The sequence below is a fragment of the Paenibacillus sp. B-A-8 genome, assembly GCF_048572915.1.
GTDB lineage: Bacteria > Bacillota > Bacilli > Paenibacillales > Paenibacillaceae > Paenibacillus_AQ.
In genome coordinates this window covers 2,233,188-2,252,628 of the sequence record NZ_CP183882.1, presented here as the reverse complement: position 1 = coordinate 2,252,628, position 19,441 = coordinate 2,233,188, and the positions used below count along the sequence as shown (strand labels likewise).

Below are 19,441 nucleotides of genomic sequence, written 5' to 3'. Positions count from 1 at the left end.
TTCACCTCAACTACATTATAGCTGATATGCACACCTTAAAGGGAGCCTATTTCGCTTCGTACCAATTGCTGCCAAAACTTACCTCTGCTTTAAGCGGCACAGATAACTGCAATGCTCCACCCATCACTTCCGGCAAAAGCGTCTTCATGAGCTCCATTTCATCCTCTGGTACCTCGAATACAAGCTCATCGTGCACCTGAAGCAGCATACGGCTCTTTAGCCCGCGCTCGTAAAGTGCCTTGTCCATATGCACCATCGCCAGCTTAATAATATCAGCGGCAGTTCCTTGGATAGGCGTATTCATTGCCGTACGTTCCGCAAAAGAACGTAGATTAAAGTTCTTCGCATTAATCTCAGGCAAGTAACGACGACGTTCCAGTAATGTGGTTACATAACCATGTTTCCGTGCTTCCACTACGATATCGTCCATATATCGACGCACGCCTTGGTATACCTCGAAATACTGCTCAATAAATTGAGCGGCTTCTTTACGAGGAATATTCAAGTTCTGCGACAGACCATAATCACTGATTCCATACACGATCCCAAAGTTAACGGCTTTAGCAGCACGGCGCATATTGCTATCAACCTGATCGGCCGTAACTCCAAACACATCCATCGCTGTCTTCGTGTGGATATCCATATCATGTAGAAAAGCTTCCTTCATCCGCTCATCACCAGAGATATGTGCCAATACTCGTAGTTCGATCTGCGAATAGTCCGCTGCCAAGATCGACCAACCCGGTTCGGACGGAACGAACACCTTACGGATTTTGCGTCCTTCCTCTAGGCGGATAGGAATGTTCTGCAGGTTCGGATATTGACTGCTGAGACGTCCGGTAGCCGCAATCGTCTGCCGGTAGAAGGTATGCACCTTTCCTGTTTTCGGAGATATTTCTTTAAGAAGTCCTTCTACGTATGTAGACTGGAGCTTCGCAATCGTGCGATATTGCAAAATCAAACGTACCACGTCATGATAAGGCGCTAGTTTCTCAAGCACCTCAGCATCGGTGGAATAGCCTGTCTTCGTCTTCTTAACAACAGGCAAACCTAGCTTAACGAATAAAATTTCACCCAGTTGCTTTGGTGAATTCAAATTGAACTCCGTGCCACTTAATTCGTATATTTCAGTGACCAGCTTAGAAATTTGAGCTTCGAATTCTTTACCTAGCTCTTTAAGATCCTCTTCGTTGACTGCGATTCCTTGTTTCTCCATATCCGCGAGAATACGTGATAAAAGCATCTCCAAATCTTCGAACAGTCCGGTCATCGCTGTCTCGACAAGCTCCTGTTGTTGCTTCTGAGCAATCCCAAGAACCGCAGCACTCTTACGTGCGACGTGATTCCCTAAGATTTCAAGCTCAGGAATCTTGTATTTAGCACCTTTTCCGAATACCTCTTCATCTGGAGATAAGCGTGGTAAGCCGTATTTAGTAGCTAGATCATTTAAGTTCTGATTAGCTTCCGTCGGATCCAGCAAATAAGCCGCCAACTGTACATCATGAGCCGCACCTGCAAAAGCAATGCCTTGCCAATGGAGCGCCAAATCTGCACGGTGAAGATCATAGCCGCTCTTCGGAGCCTTTTCATTTCCTAACCAATCGCGCAGCTTCGCAGCAGCTGGTGTCTGCAGTAATTCAAACGGTACATAATAATGCCGCTCCAGAGAAGATAACCCTACCCCGATTACCTCAGCACGATGCGGATTATCCCCATTGGACTCCACATGTAATGCAGAAATACTAGGCAGCGCTTCATTCAGCGTCTCCAGTTCATTTTCACCCACGATCGTAATATCAAGGGTCGCGGCTTCTACTTCTGCAGCACCTTCTTCACCATCATTAACAGGAGTGTAGGCACTTAGATCTAAGCGCTCCAAAAGTGATTTGAACTCCAATTTAGCGAGTGCAGGCCCAGCTGTATCCGCAGAAATTCCGTTAAAGACCATATCATCCCATGAATGCTCCAGAGGCACTTCACGATAGATGGTCGCCAGTTTCTTACTCATTACAGCGTCTTCTGCATGAGCTTCCAGCTTTTCTTTCATTTTGCCTTTAAGCTCACCTGTTCCCGCTAATACACCTTCAACCGATCCGAATTGATGCAACAGCTTGAGTGCAGTTTTTTCACCCACACCGGGAACTCCCGGAATGTTATCACTCGCATCGCCCATCAGTCCTTTAAGGTCTATGATCTGCTCTGGGGTTAGGTCATATTTCTCACGAATTTGTTCCGGTCCATAAAGCTCAACCTCAGTAACTCCTTTGCGGATTAGCGCAACGGTCGTGTGTTCAGAAGCCAATTGAAGCATATCCTTATCCCCCGACACGATCATAACCTGCCGGCCTGCTTCATCGGCTTGGCGAGAAATGGTTCCAATAATATCATCGGCCTCATAATTGCTAATTTCAAACTGCGGTACCCCTAGATTAGTGAGCAATTCTTTCAATAGCGGGAACTGCTCGGAGAGCTCCGGAGGTGTCTTTTGCCGACCGCCTTTATAATCCTCATAACCTTCATGCCGGAATGTGACTTTCCCTGCATCAAATGCAACAATCATATGCGTCGGCTTATGTTCTTCAATTAAACGGAGCAGCATCGTTGTGAAACCGTACACCGCGTTCGTCTGTTGCCCTGCTGTATTCGTTAACGGGGGCATCGCGAAGAAAGCGCGGTAAATAATATTATTTCCATCTATAAGTATCAACTTGTCCATAGTGCACCTCGCCTTTATCATGCTTACTCCTTACATATTAACATATGGCCTGTCTAAGTAGAAACGCCTATACAACAAGTAGCCGTCCTAATATAAGGACGGCTACTTAATTTACCTAAAATTAACAAAAGATGTGATGGTGCAAGTAATGGAGGAGAGGTTTGGAGACAACAGCGGCCGAAAGTCCAAACATTCTCCGCAGTTACGACAAGTAACAAACATCTTTTGAATCAAAGCTATTCATTCAAATCTGGACGACTACCGGTAACCAAGTAAACTACACTTTCACCAATGTTAGTAGCATGATCGCCAATCCGTTCGATATAACGGCCTACCAGCGTCAATAACATAGCTTGGGATACTGTCTCCGGCTTTGTTACCATATAAGAATACAACTCATTAATCATCGCACCATACAATTGATCGACCTGATCATCATCCTGTGCCATTTTATAAGCCAGATCAGTGTTCTCATCCAGATAGGACTGGATTGCCTCATCGATCATAATTGTCACGATTTCAGCCATACGAGGGATGTCTACAAGCGGCTTAATCAACTGCTGGCCTTGTAGACGCATGGTCGCCTTAGCTACATCAAGCGCCAGATCACCCATGCGTTCCAAATCGCTTGAAATCTTAAAGGCAACGATAATGCGGCGCAAATCCTTAGCTACGGGCTGCTGCGTAATAATTAAGCGTGAGCCAATTTCCATGATTTTATCTTCCATGGCATTCAACTGTAGATCCGCTTCAACAACTTCCTGTGCGAGCGTTGTATCTAGATTTTGTAATGCATTAATTGCACCTTCAAGAGCATCTTTAACATGCTCACCCATCTGCTGCAGCAGACTGCGCAGCTCTTCCAAGTCTTTATCAAATTCTTTTCTGCGAATCATAATAAGAGCGATCCTCCTCATTAACGTATGGTCAGCTTGCCATTTCCAGGGACGAGCACCCTTTTACTACTGATCAGCCGAAACGTCCGGAAATATAATCTTCTGTGCGGGAATCTTTAGGGTTCGAGAAAAGCACCTCTGTGTCCGCCGCCTCTACAATTACACCATTTAAGAAAAATACAGTTCGACCGGAAACACGTGCCGCCTGATGCATGTTATGAGTAACCATAACAATTGTATACTCATTTCTTAGTTCCTGAACAAGCTCTTCTATCTTGAGTGTGGATACAGGGTCGAGTGCAGAGGTTGCCTCATCCATCAGCAGAATATCAGGCTGTACTGCTAGCGCTCTAGCAATACACAGCCGTTGCTGCTGTCCACCGGACAAGCTAAGGGCAGATTTCTTCAGAAAATCTTTCACTTCCTCCCATAGGGCGGAGTGACGCAAGCTTTTTTCTACGATCTCATCCAGCTCACTTTTGGAGCGGATGCCGTGTAGACGGGGACCGTAAGCTACGTTGTCGTAAATCGATTTCGGAAAAGGATTCGGCTGTTGAAACACCATACCGACCTGCTTACGCAGACTTTCCACCTCTACCTCATCACTATAAATATTTTTGCCACCGATGTTTACAGTTCCTTCTATACGTGTGCCAGGAATCATATCATTCATACGATTCAATGTGCGAAGCAATGTGGATTTCCCGCAACCGGAAGGTCCAATAAAAGCGGTAACCTGTTTCTCCGGAATTTGCAGATTCACATTCTTCAGTGCGTGGAACGACTCATAGTAGAGATCAAGATTCTCTATGTCAATGATGGATTTCATTAGTGTTTACGTCTCCTTCTCATCATCTTCGATCTCCATGATAAGCTTTTAGTGTAAATACAGTTGGAGAGAAATGTTAACGCAATGTAAAATCAGTGAGATGAATGGATTCACATCACAGTATTTCCCCAGAAGCTAACTAGTACTCCAAACTATTCTTATTTATGAAATGTATAGAAAAAATAGAACTCCAGTCATCCTAAATGACCGGAGCTCTCTTTTTATTAACAACCAGTTTATAGCCTACGCCCCGAATCGAATCGATATGAACCGATTCTGGATCTAGCTCAAGCTTTTTACGGAGTGAACTCACATGTACGTCCACTGTACGCTGTCCGCCAATGTAATCAAAGCCCCATACAGCATTCATGAGATCATCTCTCGTCAACACAACTCCTGGCTTACGCGCCAAATATAACAGTACTTCGAACTCTTTAGGCCGCAAGTTAATACTATGCCCACCGAGGGAGACTTCATATCTCTCAGGGTATATCTCTAATTGACCTAAAATAATGGTAGAAGCAGAGATGGGTGTTTCTGTCGGTGCTTCTTCAGCAAGTCCAGAAATCCGCCGAAGGACAGCACTTACTCTTGCAAGTAGTTCGGAGACGCCGAATGGTTTGGTGATATAATCATCAGCACCTGATTTCAATCCTCTAACTACATCTTCTTCCGCATTTTTGGCGGTCAACACAATAATAGGTGTACGGATACCTTGTCCACGCAATTTATCAAGGATGTCAATGCCATTCATACCTGGCAACATCAGATCTAATACGATCAAGTCAAAAGGTTCCCTCGTCGCACGATCATATCCTGCCGTACCATGATCCTCTACTGTCACCTCGTAACCTTCCTGCGTTAAGTTATAGGACAGCAGCCGGGCCAGTGTCGGTTCGTCTTCAATGACAAGCAATCGTTGAGCCATAGGTTCCCCCGTCTTCCATATAGTTTGATTTTTACAAAACAACAACAAAACAATCATATCACCATAATGTTAACTTGGTGTAAAATCGAAAGGTGAATTTACAGAAATCTAATCCACCTTTTCTTCCTGCAAGAGCGGCAACTCAATAATAAATGAGCTTCCGATCCCCAAATCACTTTTTACCGAAATCACACCATGGTGCATATCTACCAAGTGCTTCACAATAGACAGCCCCAGCCCAGTTCCGCCGGAGCTTCTGGATCTTGCCTTATCCACCCGATAAAATCTTTCAAAAATACGCGGCAGATCCTTTTTGGGAATGCCCATCCCTGTATCGGTAACCGTAAATTGAACATTCTCAGAACCATCTGGCTTCAGTATATTCTTAACATAGACTTTTACGCTACCCCCTTCATGCGTGTAATTAATTGCATTGGAGAGCAAATTCATAAAAATTTGACGCAGTTTATCCTCGTCTGCCTCAATGAACAGCTCCTCAGGAACCTCAACATTAAGACTAATATTCTTCTTCTCAGCCACTTTGCTAATGGTTCCTAGCACAGAATCAAAGAATTCAATGATATGAACCGGTGAACAATCGAGCTGCACACGTTTTGATTCGATTTTAGATAATTCTAAAATATCTCCTATTAATCGATTTAAACGTTCGTTCTCATCATAAATAATTTGCAAAAAGGAACGGGCTGTCTTCTCATCCTTAACCCCACCACCCAGCAAGGTCTCAGCAAAACCTTTAACAGCAGCAACCGGCGTCTTCAATTCATGAGATACGTTAGCGACGAATTCACTCCGCATCCGCTCAAGTCGACGTATCTCTGTTACCTCTTGCAGAAGGAAGAGCATCCCTCTGTAGGACCCATCCTGGATCATTGGTACTGCGTCCATACGTATAATTCGTTCTCTCGGATTGTAAATACTTCGTTCTTCATGAAGCGGTTCTTTACTCGATACCCCTTCTTCAAGCAGACGAGTCAGTTCATAATGACGCTTTAGCTCTTTGTACGAATGTCCCGCCATTTCACTGTTGCTAACATCCAGCATGTGCTCCGAAGCCCGGTTTAGCAGGGCAATTTCTTCGTCCGCATTGATCATTATGATGCCGCCAGTCATATTGTCCAGTACGCTTTGCAGCAGATCTTCATTATCACGAATGGTCTTAAGCTGAGCCTGAAGACTGTCAGCCATGGCATTAATCGCTGTTGCCAGCTGCCCAACCTCATCTTTGCGCTTCAAGTGGACTCTTGCATCATAATCAAGATCTGTTATCCGCCTTGCGACTCTCGTAATTTGTTCAAGCGGTGAAGTCATGCTCGATGCCACTTTATAGCTAACAATAGTTGCTAACAGGAATAAAACAACTAGACCCCCAGCCATTATCATCCAAGCACGATTAAGCCCTTCCGTTACTGCATCAAGTCCCATCGAGACCCGAATGTATCCGTCAAAACCCTGATCCGATGTTACCCGCTCAGCTACATAAAGCATCTCGCGATCCAATGTTTCGCTGTAACGAATGGCTCGCCCAGTCCCCTCTTTTGCCGCAACAATCTCCTCTTCACGATCAGAGTGATTGTCCATCTCCAGCGGATTTTTCTCTGAATCCCCTAAAACTTTACCTGACTTACCAATAAAAGTAATCCGGGAATCTAGAAGCTTGGCGATATGCTCAGCCTGCTCCGTATAATACGAAATTGCATTAGAGCCATCCATATCTACAAATTCCAATGTACCAGCGAGTAGATTTATTTCCCGGGACATGTTCTCTTCGAGAGCAGCTATATGGGAGCTCTTAAACAGATGAGCCATCGTAAATCCAGTGCCAATCATGGAAATGCCGATTAAGGCCATAAGTATAAACGTAAGACGCGCGCGAAACGGTTTCATCTAAAGTGTGCCTCTCCCTTTATCGTTGTATCTTTTATCCTAACTTCATTTTCATCAAAAAACCAGTGCTACTATTTTCGTGAAACAAATCCCCACTATAATAGATTATATAAAAATAACAGCCCAGTTTGATCATCTCTGGACTGTTACTTTGTATTACTTTTGTAAAATATCGTGTTTTCATTCTATGCAGGTTGCAAGAAACCACTGATTGCCCTGAATATCTCTAATCCCCGCTCCTCTTTCTCCATAAGACTTGTCCAGAGGTTCTTCAATGATAGATGCCCCGGCGTCCAAGCACTTACGAAAGGTCTCATCCACATTTCTTACATAGAGATGAATCGCGAGCTGTACTGGTGAATATTTCTCGTTAGCTTCAGAAACCTCTATGATTGAATCCCCAATTCGCAGCTCGGCATGTCTAATCTTTCCTTCATCATTCCGCAGCATATCATTAATTCTAGCATCAAAGCAGTTCACAACAAACTCAATCAATCGATCTGCACCTTCGACGATAAAATACGGGGTAACATTCAGAAGACCATTTCTAATATAATGCGGTACCATTCATCTACCTCCTTTAGACAAGCTCGGTAAATAAGGTCATCCTCTTTATACCTTATTTACCGAGCTGTAAATCACCTTATTTAAACACAGGCTCTTTGAACTGGGTTAGCTTGGCTGCGGAATCTTTCTCTACATCTGCGTGCAGACTGTTGCCATGGGCATCCATCGTTACTATAGCAGCGAAGCCCTCCACATCCAAATGCCACATCGCCTCAGGAATACCAAATTCCATGAAATCAACCGCATTTACTTTCTTGATGCATTCCGCATAATACTGTGCAGCGCCACCAATTGCATTGAGATATACGCCCCCATGCTCCTGAAGGGCTTTTAATGTTTTTGGACCCATTCCACCTTTTCCGATGACGGCACGAATTCCAAATTTTTTGATAATATCGCCTTGATAAGGCTCTTCACGGATACTAGTAGTCGGACCTGCTGCTTTAACATGCCAGCCTTCCTCGTCCTTCATCATTACAGGACCACAGTGATAGATCACGGCACCGTCCAAATCCACCGGAGCGTCATGATCCATTAGATATTTATGAAGTGCGTCACGGCCCGTATGCATTTCACCGGATAAAATGACTACATCCCCAACTCGTAAACTCCGGATATCCTCTTCACTAATCGGTGTGGTCAGACGTACTTCGCGAGATTCAGTAGCTGCATTGTTGTCTCCTGCACCTGGGACTTCTGATTCGGATGCCTGATCCCTTCCATCCTCTACCGAGATCCCTGTTCCGCTCTCATATAGCCACTCCTCAATATTGCCGGTTGATGGATCAACCAGTACACCTTGGCGGCGGAACGCCCAGCAGTTATACGCAACAGATACGAAAAAGCTGGCTGGGAGACGATTCATAACGCCGACCTTACAACCAAGCAGCGATACTTCCCCACCAAAGCCCATTGTTCCTATGCCCAGCTTATTGGCATTCTCCATGATGTAATCTTCCAGTTTACTGAGATCCTCTATCGGATTAACATCCTCCACTTTACGGAACAACTGCTTCTTAGCCAGCTCATACCCTGTCGTGCGGTCGCCGCCGATCCCAACGCCAATAAAACCAGCACTACAGCCTTGCCCTTGTGCCTGATAAACGGCATGGAGAATACATTTGCGGATTCCGTCCAGATCACGACCTGCTTTGCCCAATCCTTCTAATTCTGCCGGAAGGCTGTACTGGATATTCTTATTCTCACAGCCTCCACCTTTTAAAATAAGTCTAACATCTATTTTATCTTCTTCCCACTGCTCGAAATGAATAACTGGTGTTCCTGCCCCCAAATTATCTCCGCTGTTCTCACCTGTTAGTGAATCTACGGAATTAGGACGAAGCTTGCCGTTCTTGGTCGCCCGTACGATGGCGTTATGAATATCTTTTTTCATCTCAATTTGATTGATTCCTACAGGTGTGTGAATGATAAATGTAGGCATCCCCGTATCCTGACAGATCGGAGACACTTGTGCCTCAGCCATTCCGATATTTTGAGCAATCGTAGTTAAAGCAAGACCTGACCGGGTAGCTCTGTCCTCTAGCGCGCGTCCCTTGGCGACCGCCCGGCGTACATCACCCGGCAAGTTCGTGGACGTTTCTACAATTAGATTATAAACGCTGTCTTCAAAATGCTGCATATTCATTCAAGCTCCTCTCAGCAGATCCAGATTATCTAAAGTCTGATACAATTAATATAATAATATCATACCTAGCACCGCATGAAAGGGGTTACTTTAAAATTGAACTACCATTTTTCCGCCTATTTATATCGGCTTCAATATATTCAGCGTTGGAGCCTAATGCGAAGCACCGCACCGGAGAACGTTGCTGAGCATTCTTTTCATGTTGCCCTGCTCACACATATGCTCTGTTCCATTGGTAATGTTCATTATGGGCGTTCATTAAATGCTGAAAGAGCAGCAACTATGGCCCTGTTTCATGATGCCAGCGAAGTGTTCACTGGTGACATTGCCACGCCAGTGAAATACAATAACCCTCGTCTACTTACTAGCTTCCGCGAAATGGAAAGAGTTGCTTCGGAACGCTTAACCGGTATGATTCCTTCCGAGCTTCAGGGCATTTACAAGCAACTGATGCAACCAGAAGATAGTACTCCCGATTCGGAGGACATCCTGCTGCATAGCTACGTTAAGGCAGCCGATCGGCTGGATGCCTACTTGAAATGTGTGTGGGAGGTTGCTGCGGGCAACCGTGAATTTGCAGCGGCGAAAGAGCAAACAGCCGCGAAGCTGCGCGGGCTCGGACTACAGGAAGTAGATTACTTCCTGACTCATATGGCACCGAGCTTTGAAATGTCGCTGGATGAGCTCTCTGCCGGAAACTAAACCCCATGATCAATACAAAAAAAGCTCTAGTTCAGCTAATCCTGAATTAGAGCTTTATATATATAGATCTAGGTTAAGCTGTAGCCTCTACCCGTTTACAACCTCGCCACCATTTACATGAATAACCTGTCCAGTCACATAGCTAGAATCATCGGAGGCTAGATATACATATGCCGGAGCCAGCTCCTCTGGCTGTCCCGGACGCTTCATAGGCTGTGTACCCCCGAACTCGCTAACCTGCTTCGCATCAAAGGTAGACGGGATAAGCGGTGTCCAAATTGGACCCGGAGCAACACCATTTACCCGAATGCCTTGCTCCGCCAGATTCGTAGATAAGGAACGTGTGAAGCTCAGAATCGCTCCTTTTGTTGAAGAATAGTCCAGCAATTGTGGGCTACCGCGATAAGCGGTAATCGATGTCGTATTGATGATAGCAGATCCTGCTTTTAGATGAGGCATAGCCGCTTTGGTCAAATAAAACATCGCAAATATGTTCGTTCGGAATGTACGCTCTAGCTGCTCGGAAGTAATATCTTCAATCTTAGCTTGCGGATGCTGCTCCGCCGCGTTATTGATGAGAATATCCAGTTTACCGAGGCCCTCTACCGTCTGTTTAATTAGATCCTTACAGAAGGATTCCACACCAATATCTCCGGGAATTAGAATACATTTGCGACCTTCCTGCTCCACCTGACGTTTCGTTTCCTCTGCATCAGAGTGCTCATTCAGATATGAAATCACTACATCAGCGCCTTCTTTAGCAAAAAGAACAGCAACAGCCCGTCCGATTCCACTGTCTCCTCCAGTGATAAGCGCCGCCTTACCCTCCAGCTTACCTGCTGCTTTATAATTAGCCGGCTCATATTTCGGCAACGGCTTCATTTCGCTTTCAATTCCTGGCTGATGATGCTGCTCTTGCGGGGGTAAGGTTTTGGTAGCTTGCTTATTGTTTGACATAATCCCTATCTCCTCTCGTTAGCAATTGATAGTTAACTGATCGTCTTAGGATGGCTCAAGTATTAATGTTTATACGTACTTGCCCAATTTCTCAAACCACTTTTCGATAAGTTCTTACCACGCTGCAGATAGAATCAAACAATCTGAAGTTCATTTAAACACAAAAAAAACCACTCTCCATTAAGGGAGTGGGCTCATCGTGATTCAGATTAAATGATGTCGTTAAAAACCATAAAGAATACCATGAGCAGCAATGACACTGACAGCAGCGCACTAAGCGTACGCAATTTGCCTGTTTCTGCTTTAACATCGCGGTTCTCACGAATTCCAGCAGCTGCAAGGCGCAGTGGCTTGCTCATAATACCGCCAAGTGCAAACATAGCTAGTAGCAATACAACAATAATAATCATCCATGCTACAGAATAATCACCTTTGGTCATCATGTAACCACCTGTAAGTAGTTGAATCACTAAACCGTACTGTGCAAAGCGGTTAAATCCAGTAACTGCACTTAACGTACCTTCTTTTGCTGCAGGTGACAATTTTTCAGCACGACCGATGATGAAAGGCAATACAAGGTAAAATCCTAGTGCCAGCGTCCCTATCATATGTAAGAAAAACAAAACGTTCCAATCCATATCATATCTCCTCCAATTTAACTGTGATAATAGTTACATCTTATTATACCCATAATAATAGAATAAGAAAAGCAACATAGGTGACCATTCTTTGAAGTTGTTGATAATAAAGGAGAGGGTCCTTAAGCCGTTTCACGGCCTTTGGGACCCTCCCCTTACTTCTACACAAATTTACACAGATAATAAAGCTGTTACCTCGCGTACGGATTCAGCGGACTTATCCAAAGCCGCTCTCTCCTCAGCCGTAAGCTCCAGTTCAAAAATCTTCTCAATCCCATTCGCACCAAGAAGAGCTGGAACACCCAGAAATAGATTGTCATAACCATATTCGCCTTCAAGCATGGCAATAACCGGAATGATTCGTTTCTTATCCTTCAAGATAGCTTCCGTCATTTGAACCAAAGAGGCTGCAGGCGCATAATACGCACTACCGTTTCCTAGAAGGTCAACGATTTCTCCGCCACCCACACGTGTTCGTTTCACAATCTCCTCGATACGATTCGCAGGAATCAATGTATCAATTGGAATGCCTCCGACACTAGAATAACGTACGAGCGGTACCATATCATTGCCGTGTCCGCCTATTACGAAACCTCGTACATCTTCAACGGATACGTTCAACTCTTGTGCAATAAAAGTGCAATAACGGGCTGTATCCAGCACACCGGATTGTCCAATTACGCGATTCTTCGGAAAGCCTAGCGCTTCAAATGCAGCATAAGTCATTGCATCTACCGGATTACTCAAAATAATTACGATAGATTCAGGCGCTACATGTCTTATGTTCTCGCATACCGACCTAACAATTCCTGCATTGATATTCACAAGATCGTCGCGGCTCATCCCAGGTTTACGGGCAATCCCTGCAGTGATAATTACAATATCAGAATCTACAGCATCTTCATAACTTGAGGTCCCGGTAATATGACTGTCGAATCTCTGCACAGGACCTGCTTCTTGCATGTCCAGCGCCTTACCCTTGGTTGGGTTCTCCATTTGCGGAATATCGAGCAGCACAACGTCACCAAGTTCTTTCTGGGCTAACATAAGAGCTGTAGTAGCGCCGGTAAAACCGGCGCCTACCACTGTAATTTTATAACGCTTGATTGCCACAGATTCGCCTCCTAGAAATGATAAAGGTAAGGCTAATATGATCTGGCAAATCTAACTTATAGGTGGTTAATAATTTCGTCTGCAAATGCGGAGCATTTCAGCTCAGTTGCACCTTCCATCAGACGAGCAAAGTCATAAGTCACGGTCTTATTGTTAATAGCCGTTTCCATCCCTTTATAAATCAGGTCCGCTGCTTCCTGCCAGCCCAAGTGCTCCAAGAGCATTACGCCGGACAGAATAACAGAACCAGGATTCACAACGTCTTTGTCAGCATATTTAGGAGCTGTACCATGGGTAGCTTCAAAGATAGCGTGGCCAGTAATATAGTTAATGTTCGCTCCAGGAGCGATGCCGATGCCGCCGATTTGTGCAGCAAGTGCGTCGGACAGGTAATCCCCGTTCAAGTTCAACGTAGCAATAACATCGAAATCAGTTGGACGAGTCAGAACTTGTTGCAGCGCGATATCCGCAATTGCATCCTTGATAATGATTTTGCCAGCAGCTTCAGCATCCTTCTGAGCAGCATTAGCGGCAGCCTCACCGTCACGTTCCTTAATCACATCATATTGACTCCAAGTGAAGACCTTATCTCCGAACTCTTGCTCAGCTACTTCATAACCCCAGTTTTTGAAGGCACCTTCAGTGAACTTCATGATGTTTCCTTTGTGAACAAGCGTTACGCTCTTACGTCCATGCTTGATCGCATATTCAATTGCAGCGCGCACCAAACGCTTCGAACCTTCGGAGGATACCGGTTTGATACCAATACCAGAAGTTTCAGGGAAACGGATTTTGTTAACTCCCATTTCTTTTTGCAGGAATTCGATGACTTTCTTCACTTCAGCAGAGCCTTCTTGATATTCAATCCCTGCATAGATATCCTCTGTATTCTCACGGAAAATAACCATATCCACCAGCTCAGGACGTTTAACAGGAGAAGGAACACCTTGGAAATAACGAACTGGACGCAGACATACGTACAAATCCAATTCTTGACGCAAAGCTACATTCAATGAACGGATACCGCCTCCGATTGGAGTAGTAAGTGGTCCCTTGATCGCCACAAAATATTCGCGGATTGCTTCCAACGTATCATTTGGCAACCATTCACCATATGTATTGAAAGCTTTTTCGCCAGCAAATACTTCGTACCAAGCGATTTGCTTAGTACCACCATAAGCTTTAGTTACTGCTGCATCAAGTACGCGCTTGGAAGCTTTCCAAATATCACGGCCTGTGCCGTCACCCTCGATAAAAGGAATGATTGGATTATTCGGAACTTGTAGTTTTCCTTCTTTAATCGTGATTTGTTCGCCTTCTGTAGGTAGATCGAATTTTTCTAGTTTCAACATTTGAGTGTATTCCTCCTAAAGTTTTGTGGGATTTAAATAGCATTGACAAGCATCGAACAAAACTCTCATCATCATTAAATCAAAAATTTAAAACACTATTGCTAGGGTTCATTCTACTAAACATTAGGAGCAGCCTGCAAGGCTGCCCTTCTATCTTTCGTCCACTGGAACGTATTTCTGTTCAATCATACCTGTGTATTCTGCACGTGGCCGAATAATCCGGTTATCTGTATATTGCTCCAGAATATGTGCAGTCCAGCCTGAAGTCCGGCTAATTGCAAAGATAGGAGTGAACAGCTCACGTTCAATACCCAACTGTGTATAAACTGACGCCGAATAGAAATCAACATTCGGTTTAAGTCCCTTTTGCCCGGTAATCAATTCCTCAATATTTACGGACATATCGTACAGCGTAGTATCATTCTTCATCGTGCCAAGTTCCAAAGACATTTTCATCAAATGCTTTGCACGTGGATCACCATTCTTATATACTCGATGACCGAAGCCCATGATCTTCTCACGGTTATCCAGCTTCTTACGGATATAAGGTTCAACCGCTTCCAAACTTCCGATTTCCTCTAGCATCTTCATAACGGCTTCATTCGCCCCACCGTGAAGCGGGCCTTTGAGCGCACCAATAGCGGAGGTAACCCCGGAATAAATATCCGATAATGTCGCAACCGTAACCCTACCTGCAAAAGTCGAAGCATTCAGCTCATGGTCCGCATGAAGAACAAGTGCGGTATCAAGTGCTTTGACAGATACGCTGTCCGGCTCTTTTCCCCACAGCATATAGAGGAAGTTCTCAGCAATAGAAACGCCTTCTTTCGGAGCCACTGGTTCAAGCCCTTTGCGAATACGCGACAGTGCCGCCACAATTGTTGGGAGTTGTGCCTGCAGTTTTACCGCCTTAATCTCGTTCGCTTCTCTGCTCATATCGTCAGCCGCTTCATCATAGAGAGCCAGGCTTGATACAGCCGACCGCAACGCTGCCATGGTGTTGGCGTCTTTTGGATAGAGCTTCATTTGCTCGATTACCTGCTCAGGAATCTGTGCAAAAGCACTGAGATCCCGCTTGAGTGCTTCCAGCTCTGGCGCCGTCGGCAGACTGCCGAACCATAACAAATAAGCTGTTTCTTCGAAGGTAGCATGTTCTGCAAGTTCATCAATATCATAACCGCGGTAAGTGAGTACACCATCCACAATAGAGCTAATGGATGAAGTTGTTGCAACGATACCTTCCAAGCCTTTGGTAGCTGTCATAGCATATCTCTCCTTTGCCAACAAGGTATAAAAACAATCTTCACTTCAATGAAAACATTTCCAATTTAAAGCATTATAAAATCTAAAAAGTGCGTTAAAAAACATTTCTGTCAGGAATGCTGAATGACCAACATACTCGTATCTTTATTCATCATACTGGATTTTGTCGGTTATGTGAACAATGTGGAAGCTTTGCAGCGCATCAAATGATTTTATCAGAGAGATAGAAAAAAACTTCTAAACCCCTGATTCAATATTGCCATTTCAGTTTAGAGATTCCGGCCCATTCTAATATTTATCCCATATTCTAGTCTTTAAATAGGTTCTATGAATATATATGAAGACGAGCTCTTATTCCCCTGTATGTGCAGGAATGAAGAAGGTGTGGTCTCAGTATGGATCGTTTGGTATTAAAAAGGCTGCTGCGCGGCCTGTGGGTCGTTCTGGCTACTTCCATCCTCCTGCTGGCAATCTATCTATTGCTTCCGCTGTTATACCCGCTGCTGCTCGCTTGGCTGCTCGCCTATATCATGCATCCATTAGTGCTTATTCTGAAAGGCTTCAAATTACCAGGCTGGTTGGCGGTATCGCTCGCTCTGTTATTTTACATAGGTGGAATCGCACTGGTCCTGACCGCGATGATTACAAGACTCGTTAAAGAATTAATCGTCCTGCTTCAGACCTTTAATCTCCACACCGACCAATGGAAAGATCTCCTGATGTCCTTAAGCCAGAATGCAAGCTTACAGAATATCATCAACCAAATTAATCAATTCTACCGCGACAATCCTGACTATCATGCTACGATTGACAGCAATATCAGCAGAACAACGGAAACCGTAGGATACGCAGTCACTCAAGTAGTCACAGGATTTTTTAATGTAATATTGAAACTGATCTCCGCACTTCCTAGTATGGGTACAATTCTTATCGTGGTTGTTCTTGCTGCCTTTTTCATTAGTACAAGTTGGGAGCGTCATAATGAGAAATTCACAAGCTGGCTGCCAACAGCATTCCTAAAGCCTGTATCTGATATCTGGAGAGATTTACGCAGAGCGCTTTTCGGTTATCTCCGCGCTCAGGTTATCCTGATCTCTATCACAGCGATCATTGTTGTGATCGGGCTGTTGCTGCTGGGCGTGAAGTCCGCGTTTGCTATCGGCTTAATGATTGGCTTTGTGGATCTGCTGCCTTATCTCGGTGTGGGAATTGTGATGCTGCCTTGGGCGCTGTACTCTTATATGACGGACAATCTGGCACTGGGAATCGGACTCTCCATACTCTATGCCGTTATCCTTATTACCCGGCAGGTGCTTGAGCCAAAAGTGCTCGCGAGCAGCATTGGACTTGATCCCCTTGCCATGTTGATTGGCATGTTCGCCGGCCTGCAATTATTCGGTATGCTAGGGCTAATCATCGGACCTGTTGTTCTTGTTATCCTTGTTGCCTTTAACCGTGCCGGCGTATTCCGAGCTTTACACAGCTACATTGTTAGCGGCCGATTAAGATAGGAACCCATAATTATCAATTCGCAAAATAGCAAACAGAGCGGGCCCTTCGTCAATGACAGGGGTCCGCTCTGTTATTGTTGTGAACAGGATTCTAACGACGGTAAAAGGTGAAGGTGCCATTCTTCATCTTCTTCTCAATCCACTTCAGCAAAAATATACGGTACAAAGGCCGAGTCAATGGAAAAACTAGCGTGAACCCGACAATATCGGTTACGAAGCCCGGCAATATCAGCAGCAATCCTCCAAAAAAAATACATAAGCCGTCCAGCATCGTCCGACCAGGAACACGGCCCTCCTGCATATGTGTTTTGCTATCCTGAAGCACCTTCTTACCTTCAAAACGCATCATTAGCAGGCCGATTACCGAAGTGGTCAGCATAAGCAGCAGTGTTTTGAATGCTCCAAGTTGATCTGCTACGTAGATAAAACCGAATAATTCCACAGCAGGAATAATAAATAGTCCAGCCCATAACCATTTGCTTCTAATCATACTGAACTCCCTTCTTCCCGCAGCGCCTCTTTTATTGCGTGAAAGAGCTCTGGAAGGGCTCTATCCAGCCTGGCAGGCCTCCATTCCCGGTTCACCCAAACATGACTTGTCGTGCCGGTAACTAACAGCTCCCCAGGTGGATCCATCGACCGCAACTCCCCTAAAGTAGCTACTAAATCTTCTGAATTTCTACCTTCTTCTTCCGAAAGTCTCCGCACTTGATACTCAAATACGACTCTTAACGCTGAGAAAGTAATCATTCGCGCATACACGGTGATAAGATCATCATATCGCGCCGGACTTTTAAATTGCAAATCTGCTGAAGTGACAGGAAGTAAGACACCTTGTTTCTCAAGTTCACGATAAGTAAAACCAACCTGACGGAACATCTCTGTACGACCGGACTCAAACCAGTTCAAATAATTCGCATGATACACAACGCCCATCTGATCACTTTCCTGATATCGAACACGCAAGGTCGACTTATACCATCGGCTGGGTAAGCCAGCTCGCTCTAATTCCATCTAAAAATACTCCTTTCGGCATAGCAGCAGGGGAGCATTTAAGCCTGAACCCCTTCTGAAGGTAACGTTGTTGTTGATAATTTGCGCCGAGAGCTTCTGGCAACATAGAACAGCAGCATTGCGCCTGCGATAGAGCTCAACATACAAGACAGATTCATTACTTCTACCCCGCCTTGATTAAGCAAAAATCCATTCAGTAAATTACCGACAATGCCAGCAAAACCTGAGAACACCATATTAAATACACTTTGACCAGTGGCCTGCATCTCGTTAGAAGTGATCTGAGATACATATTCGACTGCAGCAATATAAAAGAACCCAAACGAAAGACCGTGCAGCACCTGCACACCGATCATTACTGATGGATAAGGAAAAGCAACCTGAATACCCCATCGCAAAACATAAATAAGGGCCCCAAGGAGCAAGGTACGCTCACGCCCTAGCTTCTTGATCACCTTAGAAGCAAACAGCATGGAGGGTACATTAGTCACCGATGCGAGAAAAAGAGCAATCCCTGCATAGCGGGTGGAGCCTCCAACCGATTGAAAAGCGATTACAAAATATGTACCAAAGGCAGTCATCGTCTGATTCACAAGAAAGCTGCCGCCCAAAAAAGCAAGGAAGACCCGATTCCCCAGCAGTTGTCTTACCCCCTGAGTAAACGATTGCCTCATCATATGATTCTCTTCCGCCTGCTTCGGCAATGTAAACGCAATAAGAACCGCAATCACATTAAAAAAGAGAAAAGGCAGCCATATCGTGGATACAGAGAAGGTGGATACATACACTCCCCCTGCATAAGCTCCCAGAGCCGCTCCAATGCTCATCATAAGCCGAATGCTACCATAAGTGGCCCCAGCTCTATTCGCCGCTGAGATCGCGTAAGAATCGGCTATAGGAGCCTGTGTAGAAGAGAAGATCGTTGAGCACGTATACACCAGAAGGAGCACAATGAAATATTCCGAACGATAAAACACGGCTAATAAAGCCGGAACCGCCACACTTAGGATTAGTACTAAACGTGTCTGATTATACCGATCAGAGATAATCCCCCACATCGGCTGAATGGTGATCGCTATTAGCGTACCTGTTGCCATTAGTATACCTATCTGTCCGCTATTAAGTCCATTGTGGACCAAGAGCAGCGAAAGATAGGAGCCAAATGAACCTCCGGCCAATCCTAAGAATAGATAAAAGCCGCGCAGCTTCGATAGTTTTTCCATTTGTGCTAAAAGTCCTCTCTAACTTCTTAATTAAGTATAAATGCCTTCGGCCACTTATAAGGACGGTATGCGATTAAGCGATAACTATAGGCACATAAAGTATGGAGCTTTATATTTTTATATTTTAACAGAATACCCGTACTTCCTATGTAATCATCGCATTTAATATAGCAGTACTATAA

General features: G+C 44.8%; 17 protein-coding genes. 2 read left to right on the top strand and 15 right to left on the bottom strand.

Translation table 11 applies throughout. The features are described from left to right. Positions 1-46: 46 nt before the first annotated feature. The 7 genes from polA to ACN6MV_RS09630 form a co-directional block, all read right to left on the bottom strand. Entirely contained in the window at positions 47-2,716 is a 2,670-nt protein-coding gene (gene polA, locus ACN6MV_RS09660) for a DNA polymerase I (RefSeq protein WP_419886225.1), read from the bottom strand. A 236-nt stretch (positions 2,717-2,952) separates the two neighbouring features. After that, positions 2,953-3,612: a phosphate signaling complex protein PhoU gene (gene phoU / locus ACN6MV_RS09655; protein ID WP_042126002.1), complete on the bottom strand. Its 660-nt coding sequence runs from the start codon at positions 3,610-3,612 to the stop codon at positions 2,953-2,955. Between the two features lie 73 nt (positions 3,613-3,685). Beyond that, positions 3,686-4,441, bottom strand: a complete 756-nt coding sequence (gene pstB / locus ACN6MV_RS09650; RefSeq protein WP_042126000.1) for a phosphate ABC transporter ATP-binding protein PstB — start codon at positions 4,439-4,441, stop codon at positions 3,686-3,688. Positions 4,442-4,640: 199 nt separating this feature from the next. After that, positions 4,641-5,369, bottom strand: a complete 729-nt coding sequence (locus ACN6MV_RS09645) for a response regulator transcription factor (RefSeq protein WP_042125998.1) — start codon at positions 5,367-5,369, stop codon at positions 4,641-4,643. Positions 5,370-5,477: 108 nt separating this feature from the next. Further along, the gene (gene pnpS, locus ACN6MV_RS09640; protein WP_042125996.1) at positions 5,478-7,274 is read right to left on the bottom strand and encodes a two-component system histidine kinase PnpS; all 1,797 of its coding nucleotides are present in this window, start codon (positions 7,272-7,274) and stop codon (positions 5,478-5,480) included. A 180-nt stretch (positions 7,275-7,454) separates the two neighbouring features. Further along, positions 7,455-7,841, bottom strand: coding sequence for a VOC family protein (locus ACN6MV_RS09635; RefSeq protein WP_042125994.1), 387 nt, complete (start codon positions 7,839-7,841; stop codon positions 7,455-7,457). A gap of 76 nt (positions 7,842-7,917) precedes the next feature. Beyond that, positions 7,918-9,480: a fumarate hydratase gene (locus ACN6MV_RS09630; RefSeq protein WP_042132013.1), complete on the bottom strand. Its 1,563-nt coding sequence runs from the start codon at positions 9,478-9,480 to the stop codon at positions 7,918-7,920. 102 nt (positions 9,481-9,582) lie between these two features. Here ACN6MV_RS09630 and yfbR point away from each other — a divergent pair, with 102 nt between their 5' ends. Next, positions 9,583-10,188 (top strand): 5'-deoxynucleotidase, encoded by a 606-nt coding sequence (yfbR, locus tag ACN6MV_RS09625; RefSeq protein ID WP_339290092.1) that lies wholly within the window; start codon positions 9,583-9,585, stop codon positions 10,186-10,188. 87 nt (positions 10,189-10,275) lie between these two features. Here the strand turns inward: yfbR and ACN6MV_RS09620 are convergent, their stop codons facing one another. The 5 genes from ACN6MV_RS09620 to citZ all read right to left on the bottom strand — a co-directional run bounded on the left by ACN6MV_RS09620 (position 10,276) and on the right by citZ (position 15,511). Then, positions 10,276-11,145 (bottom strand): SDR family oxidoreductase, encoded by an 870-nt coding sequence (locus ACN6MV_RS09620; RefSeq protein ID WP_042125991.1) that lies wholly within the window; start codon positions 11,143-11,145, stop codon positions 10,276-10,278. Positions 11,146-11,354: 209 nt separating this feature from the next. After that, the gene (locus tag ACN6MV_RS09615) at positions 11,355-11,783 is read right to left on the bottom strand and encodes a hypothetical protein (RefSeq protein WP_042125989.1); all 429 of its coding nucleotides are present in this window, start codon (positions 11,781-11,783) and stop codon (positions 11,355-11,357) included. Positions 11,784-11,954: 171 nt separating this feature from the next. After that, a complete protein-coding gene (mdh, locus tag ACN6MV_RS09610) occupies positions 11,955-12,896 on the bottom strand; it encodes a malate dehydrogenase (RefSeq protein ID WP_042125987.1) in 942 nt (313 codons plus the stop codon). Between the two features lie 56 nt (positions 12,897-12,952). Further along, positions 12,953-14,248 (bottom strand): NADP-dependent isocitrate dehydrogenase, encoded by a 1,296-nt coding sequence (gene icd, locus ACN6MV_RS09605; RefSeq protein ID WP_042125986.1) that lies wholly within the window; start codon positions 14,246-14,248, stop codon positions 12,953-12,955. Between the two features lie 150 nt (positions 14,249-14,398). Continuing rightward, positions 14,399-15,511 carry a citrate synthase gene (gene citZ / locus ACN6MV_RS09600; protein WP_042125985.1) on the bottom strand — a complete coding sequence of 371 codons (1,113 nt, stop codon included), beginning with the start codon at positions 15,509-15,511 and terminating at the stop codon, positions 14,399-14,401. 395 nt (positions 15,512-15,906) lie between these two features. Here citZ and ytvI point away from each other — a divergent pair, with 395 nt between their 5' ends. After that, positions 15,907-17,022 carry a sporulation integral membrane protein YtvI gene (ytvI, locus tag ACN6MV_RS09595; protein WP_042125983.1) on the top strand — a complete coding sequence of 372 codons (1,116 nt, stop codon included), beginning with the start codon at positions 15,907-15,909 and terminating at the stop codon, positions 17,020-17,022. Positions 17,023-17,113: 91 nt separating this feature from the next. Here the strand turns inward: ytvI and ACN6MV_RS09590 are convergent, their stop codons facing one another. From ACN6MV_RS09590 to ACN6MV_RS09580, 3 genes are read right to left on the bottom strand one after another with little or no spacing between them, the layout of a single operon-like run. Further along, a complete protein-coding gene (locus ACN6MV_RS09590; RefSeq protein ID WP_042125981.1) occupies positions 17,114-17,512 on the bottom strand; it encodes an FxsA family protein in 399 nt (132 codons plus the stop codon). Further along, a complete protein-coding gene (locus tag ACN6MV_RS09585) occupies positions 17,509-18,036 on the bottom strand; it encodes an acyl-CoA thioesterase (RefSeq protein WP_042125978.1) in 528 nt (175 codons plus the stop codon). The genes ACN6MV_RS09590 and ACN6MV_RS09585 overlap by 4 nt, the downstream gene beginning before the upstream one ends. Before the next feature lie 38 nt (positions 18,037-18,074). Further along, complete coding sequence (locus tag ACN6MV_RS09580) at positions 18,075-19,259, bottom strand: MFS transporter (RefSeq protein ID WP_042125976.1); 1,185 nt, start codon at positions 19,257-19,259, stop codon at positions 18,075-18,077. Positions 19,260-19,441 lie beyond the last annotated feature (182 nt).

Excerpts from the sequence above, each read along its gene's own strand:
- polA (WP_419886225.1), bottom strand. The coding sequence starts at position 2,716 with ATGGACAAGTTGATACTTATAGATGGAAATAATATTATTTACCGCGCT.
- phoU (WP_042126002.1), bottom strand. The coding sequence starts at position 3,612 with ATGATTCGCAGAAAAGAATTTGATAAAGACTTGGAAGAGCTGCGCAGT.
- pstB (WP_042126000.1), bottom strand. The coding sequence starts at position 4,441 with ATGAAATCCATCATTGACATAGAGAATCTTGATCTCTACTATGAGTCG.
- ACN6MV_RS09645 (WP_042125998.1), bottom strand. The coding sequence starts at position 5,369 with ATGGCTCAACGATTGCTTGTCATTGAAGACGAACCGACACTGGCCCGG.
- pnpS (WP_042125996.1), bottom strand. The coding sequence starts at position 7,274 with ATGAAACCGTTTCGCGCGCGTCTTACGTTTATACTTATGGCCTTAATC.
- ACN6MV_RS09635 (WP_042125994.1), bottom strand. The coding sequence starts at position 7,841 with ATGGTACCGCATTATATTAGAAATGGTCTTCTGAATGTTACCCCGTAT.
- ACN6MV_RS09630 (WP_042132013.1), bottom strand. The coding sequence starts at position 9,480 with ATGCAGCATTTTGAAGACAGCGTTTATAATCTAATTGTAGAAACGTCC.
- ACN6MV_RS09620 (WP_042125991.1), bottom strand. The coding sequence starts at position 11,145 with ATGTCAAACAATAAGCAAGCTACCAAAACCTTACCCCCGCAAGAGCAG.
- ACN6MV_RS09615 (WP_042125989.1), bottom strand. The coding sequence starts at position 11,783 with ATGGATTGGAACGTTTTGTTTTTCTTACATATGATAGGGACGCTGGCA.
- icd (WP_042125986.1), bottom strand. The coding sequence starts at position 14,248 with ATGTTGAAACTAGAAAAATTCGATCTACCTACAGAAGGCGAACAAATC.
- citZ (WP_042125985.1), bottom strand. The coding sequence starts at position 15,511 with ATGACAGCTACCAAAGGCTTGGAAGGTATCGTTGCAACAACTTCATCC.
- ytvI (WP_042125983.1), top strand. The coding sequence starts at position 15,907 with ATGGATCGTTTGGTATTAAAAAGGCTGCTGCGCGGCCTGTGGGTCGTT.
- ACN6MV_RS09590 (WP_042125981.1), bottom strand. The coding sequence starts at position 17,512 with ATGATTAGAAGCAAATGGTTATGGGCTGGACTATTTATTATTCCTGCT.
- ACN6MV_RS09585 (WP_042125978.1), bottom strand. The coding sequence starts at position 18,036 with ATGGAATTAGAGCGAGCTGGCTTACCCAGCCGATGGTATAAGTCGACC.
- ACN6MV_RS09580 (WP_042125976.1), bottom strand. The coding sequence starts at position 19,259 with ATGGAAAAACTATCGAAGCTGCGCGGCTTTTATCTATTCTTAGGATTG.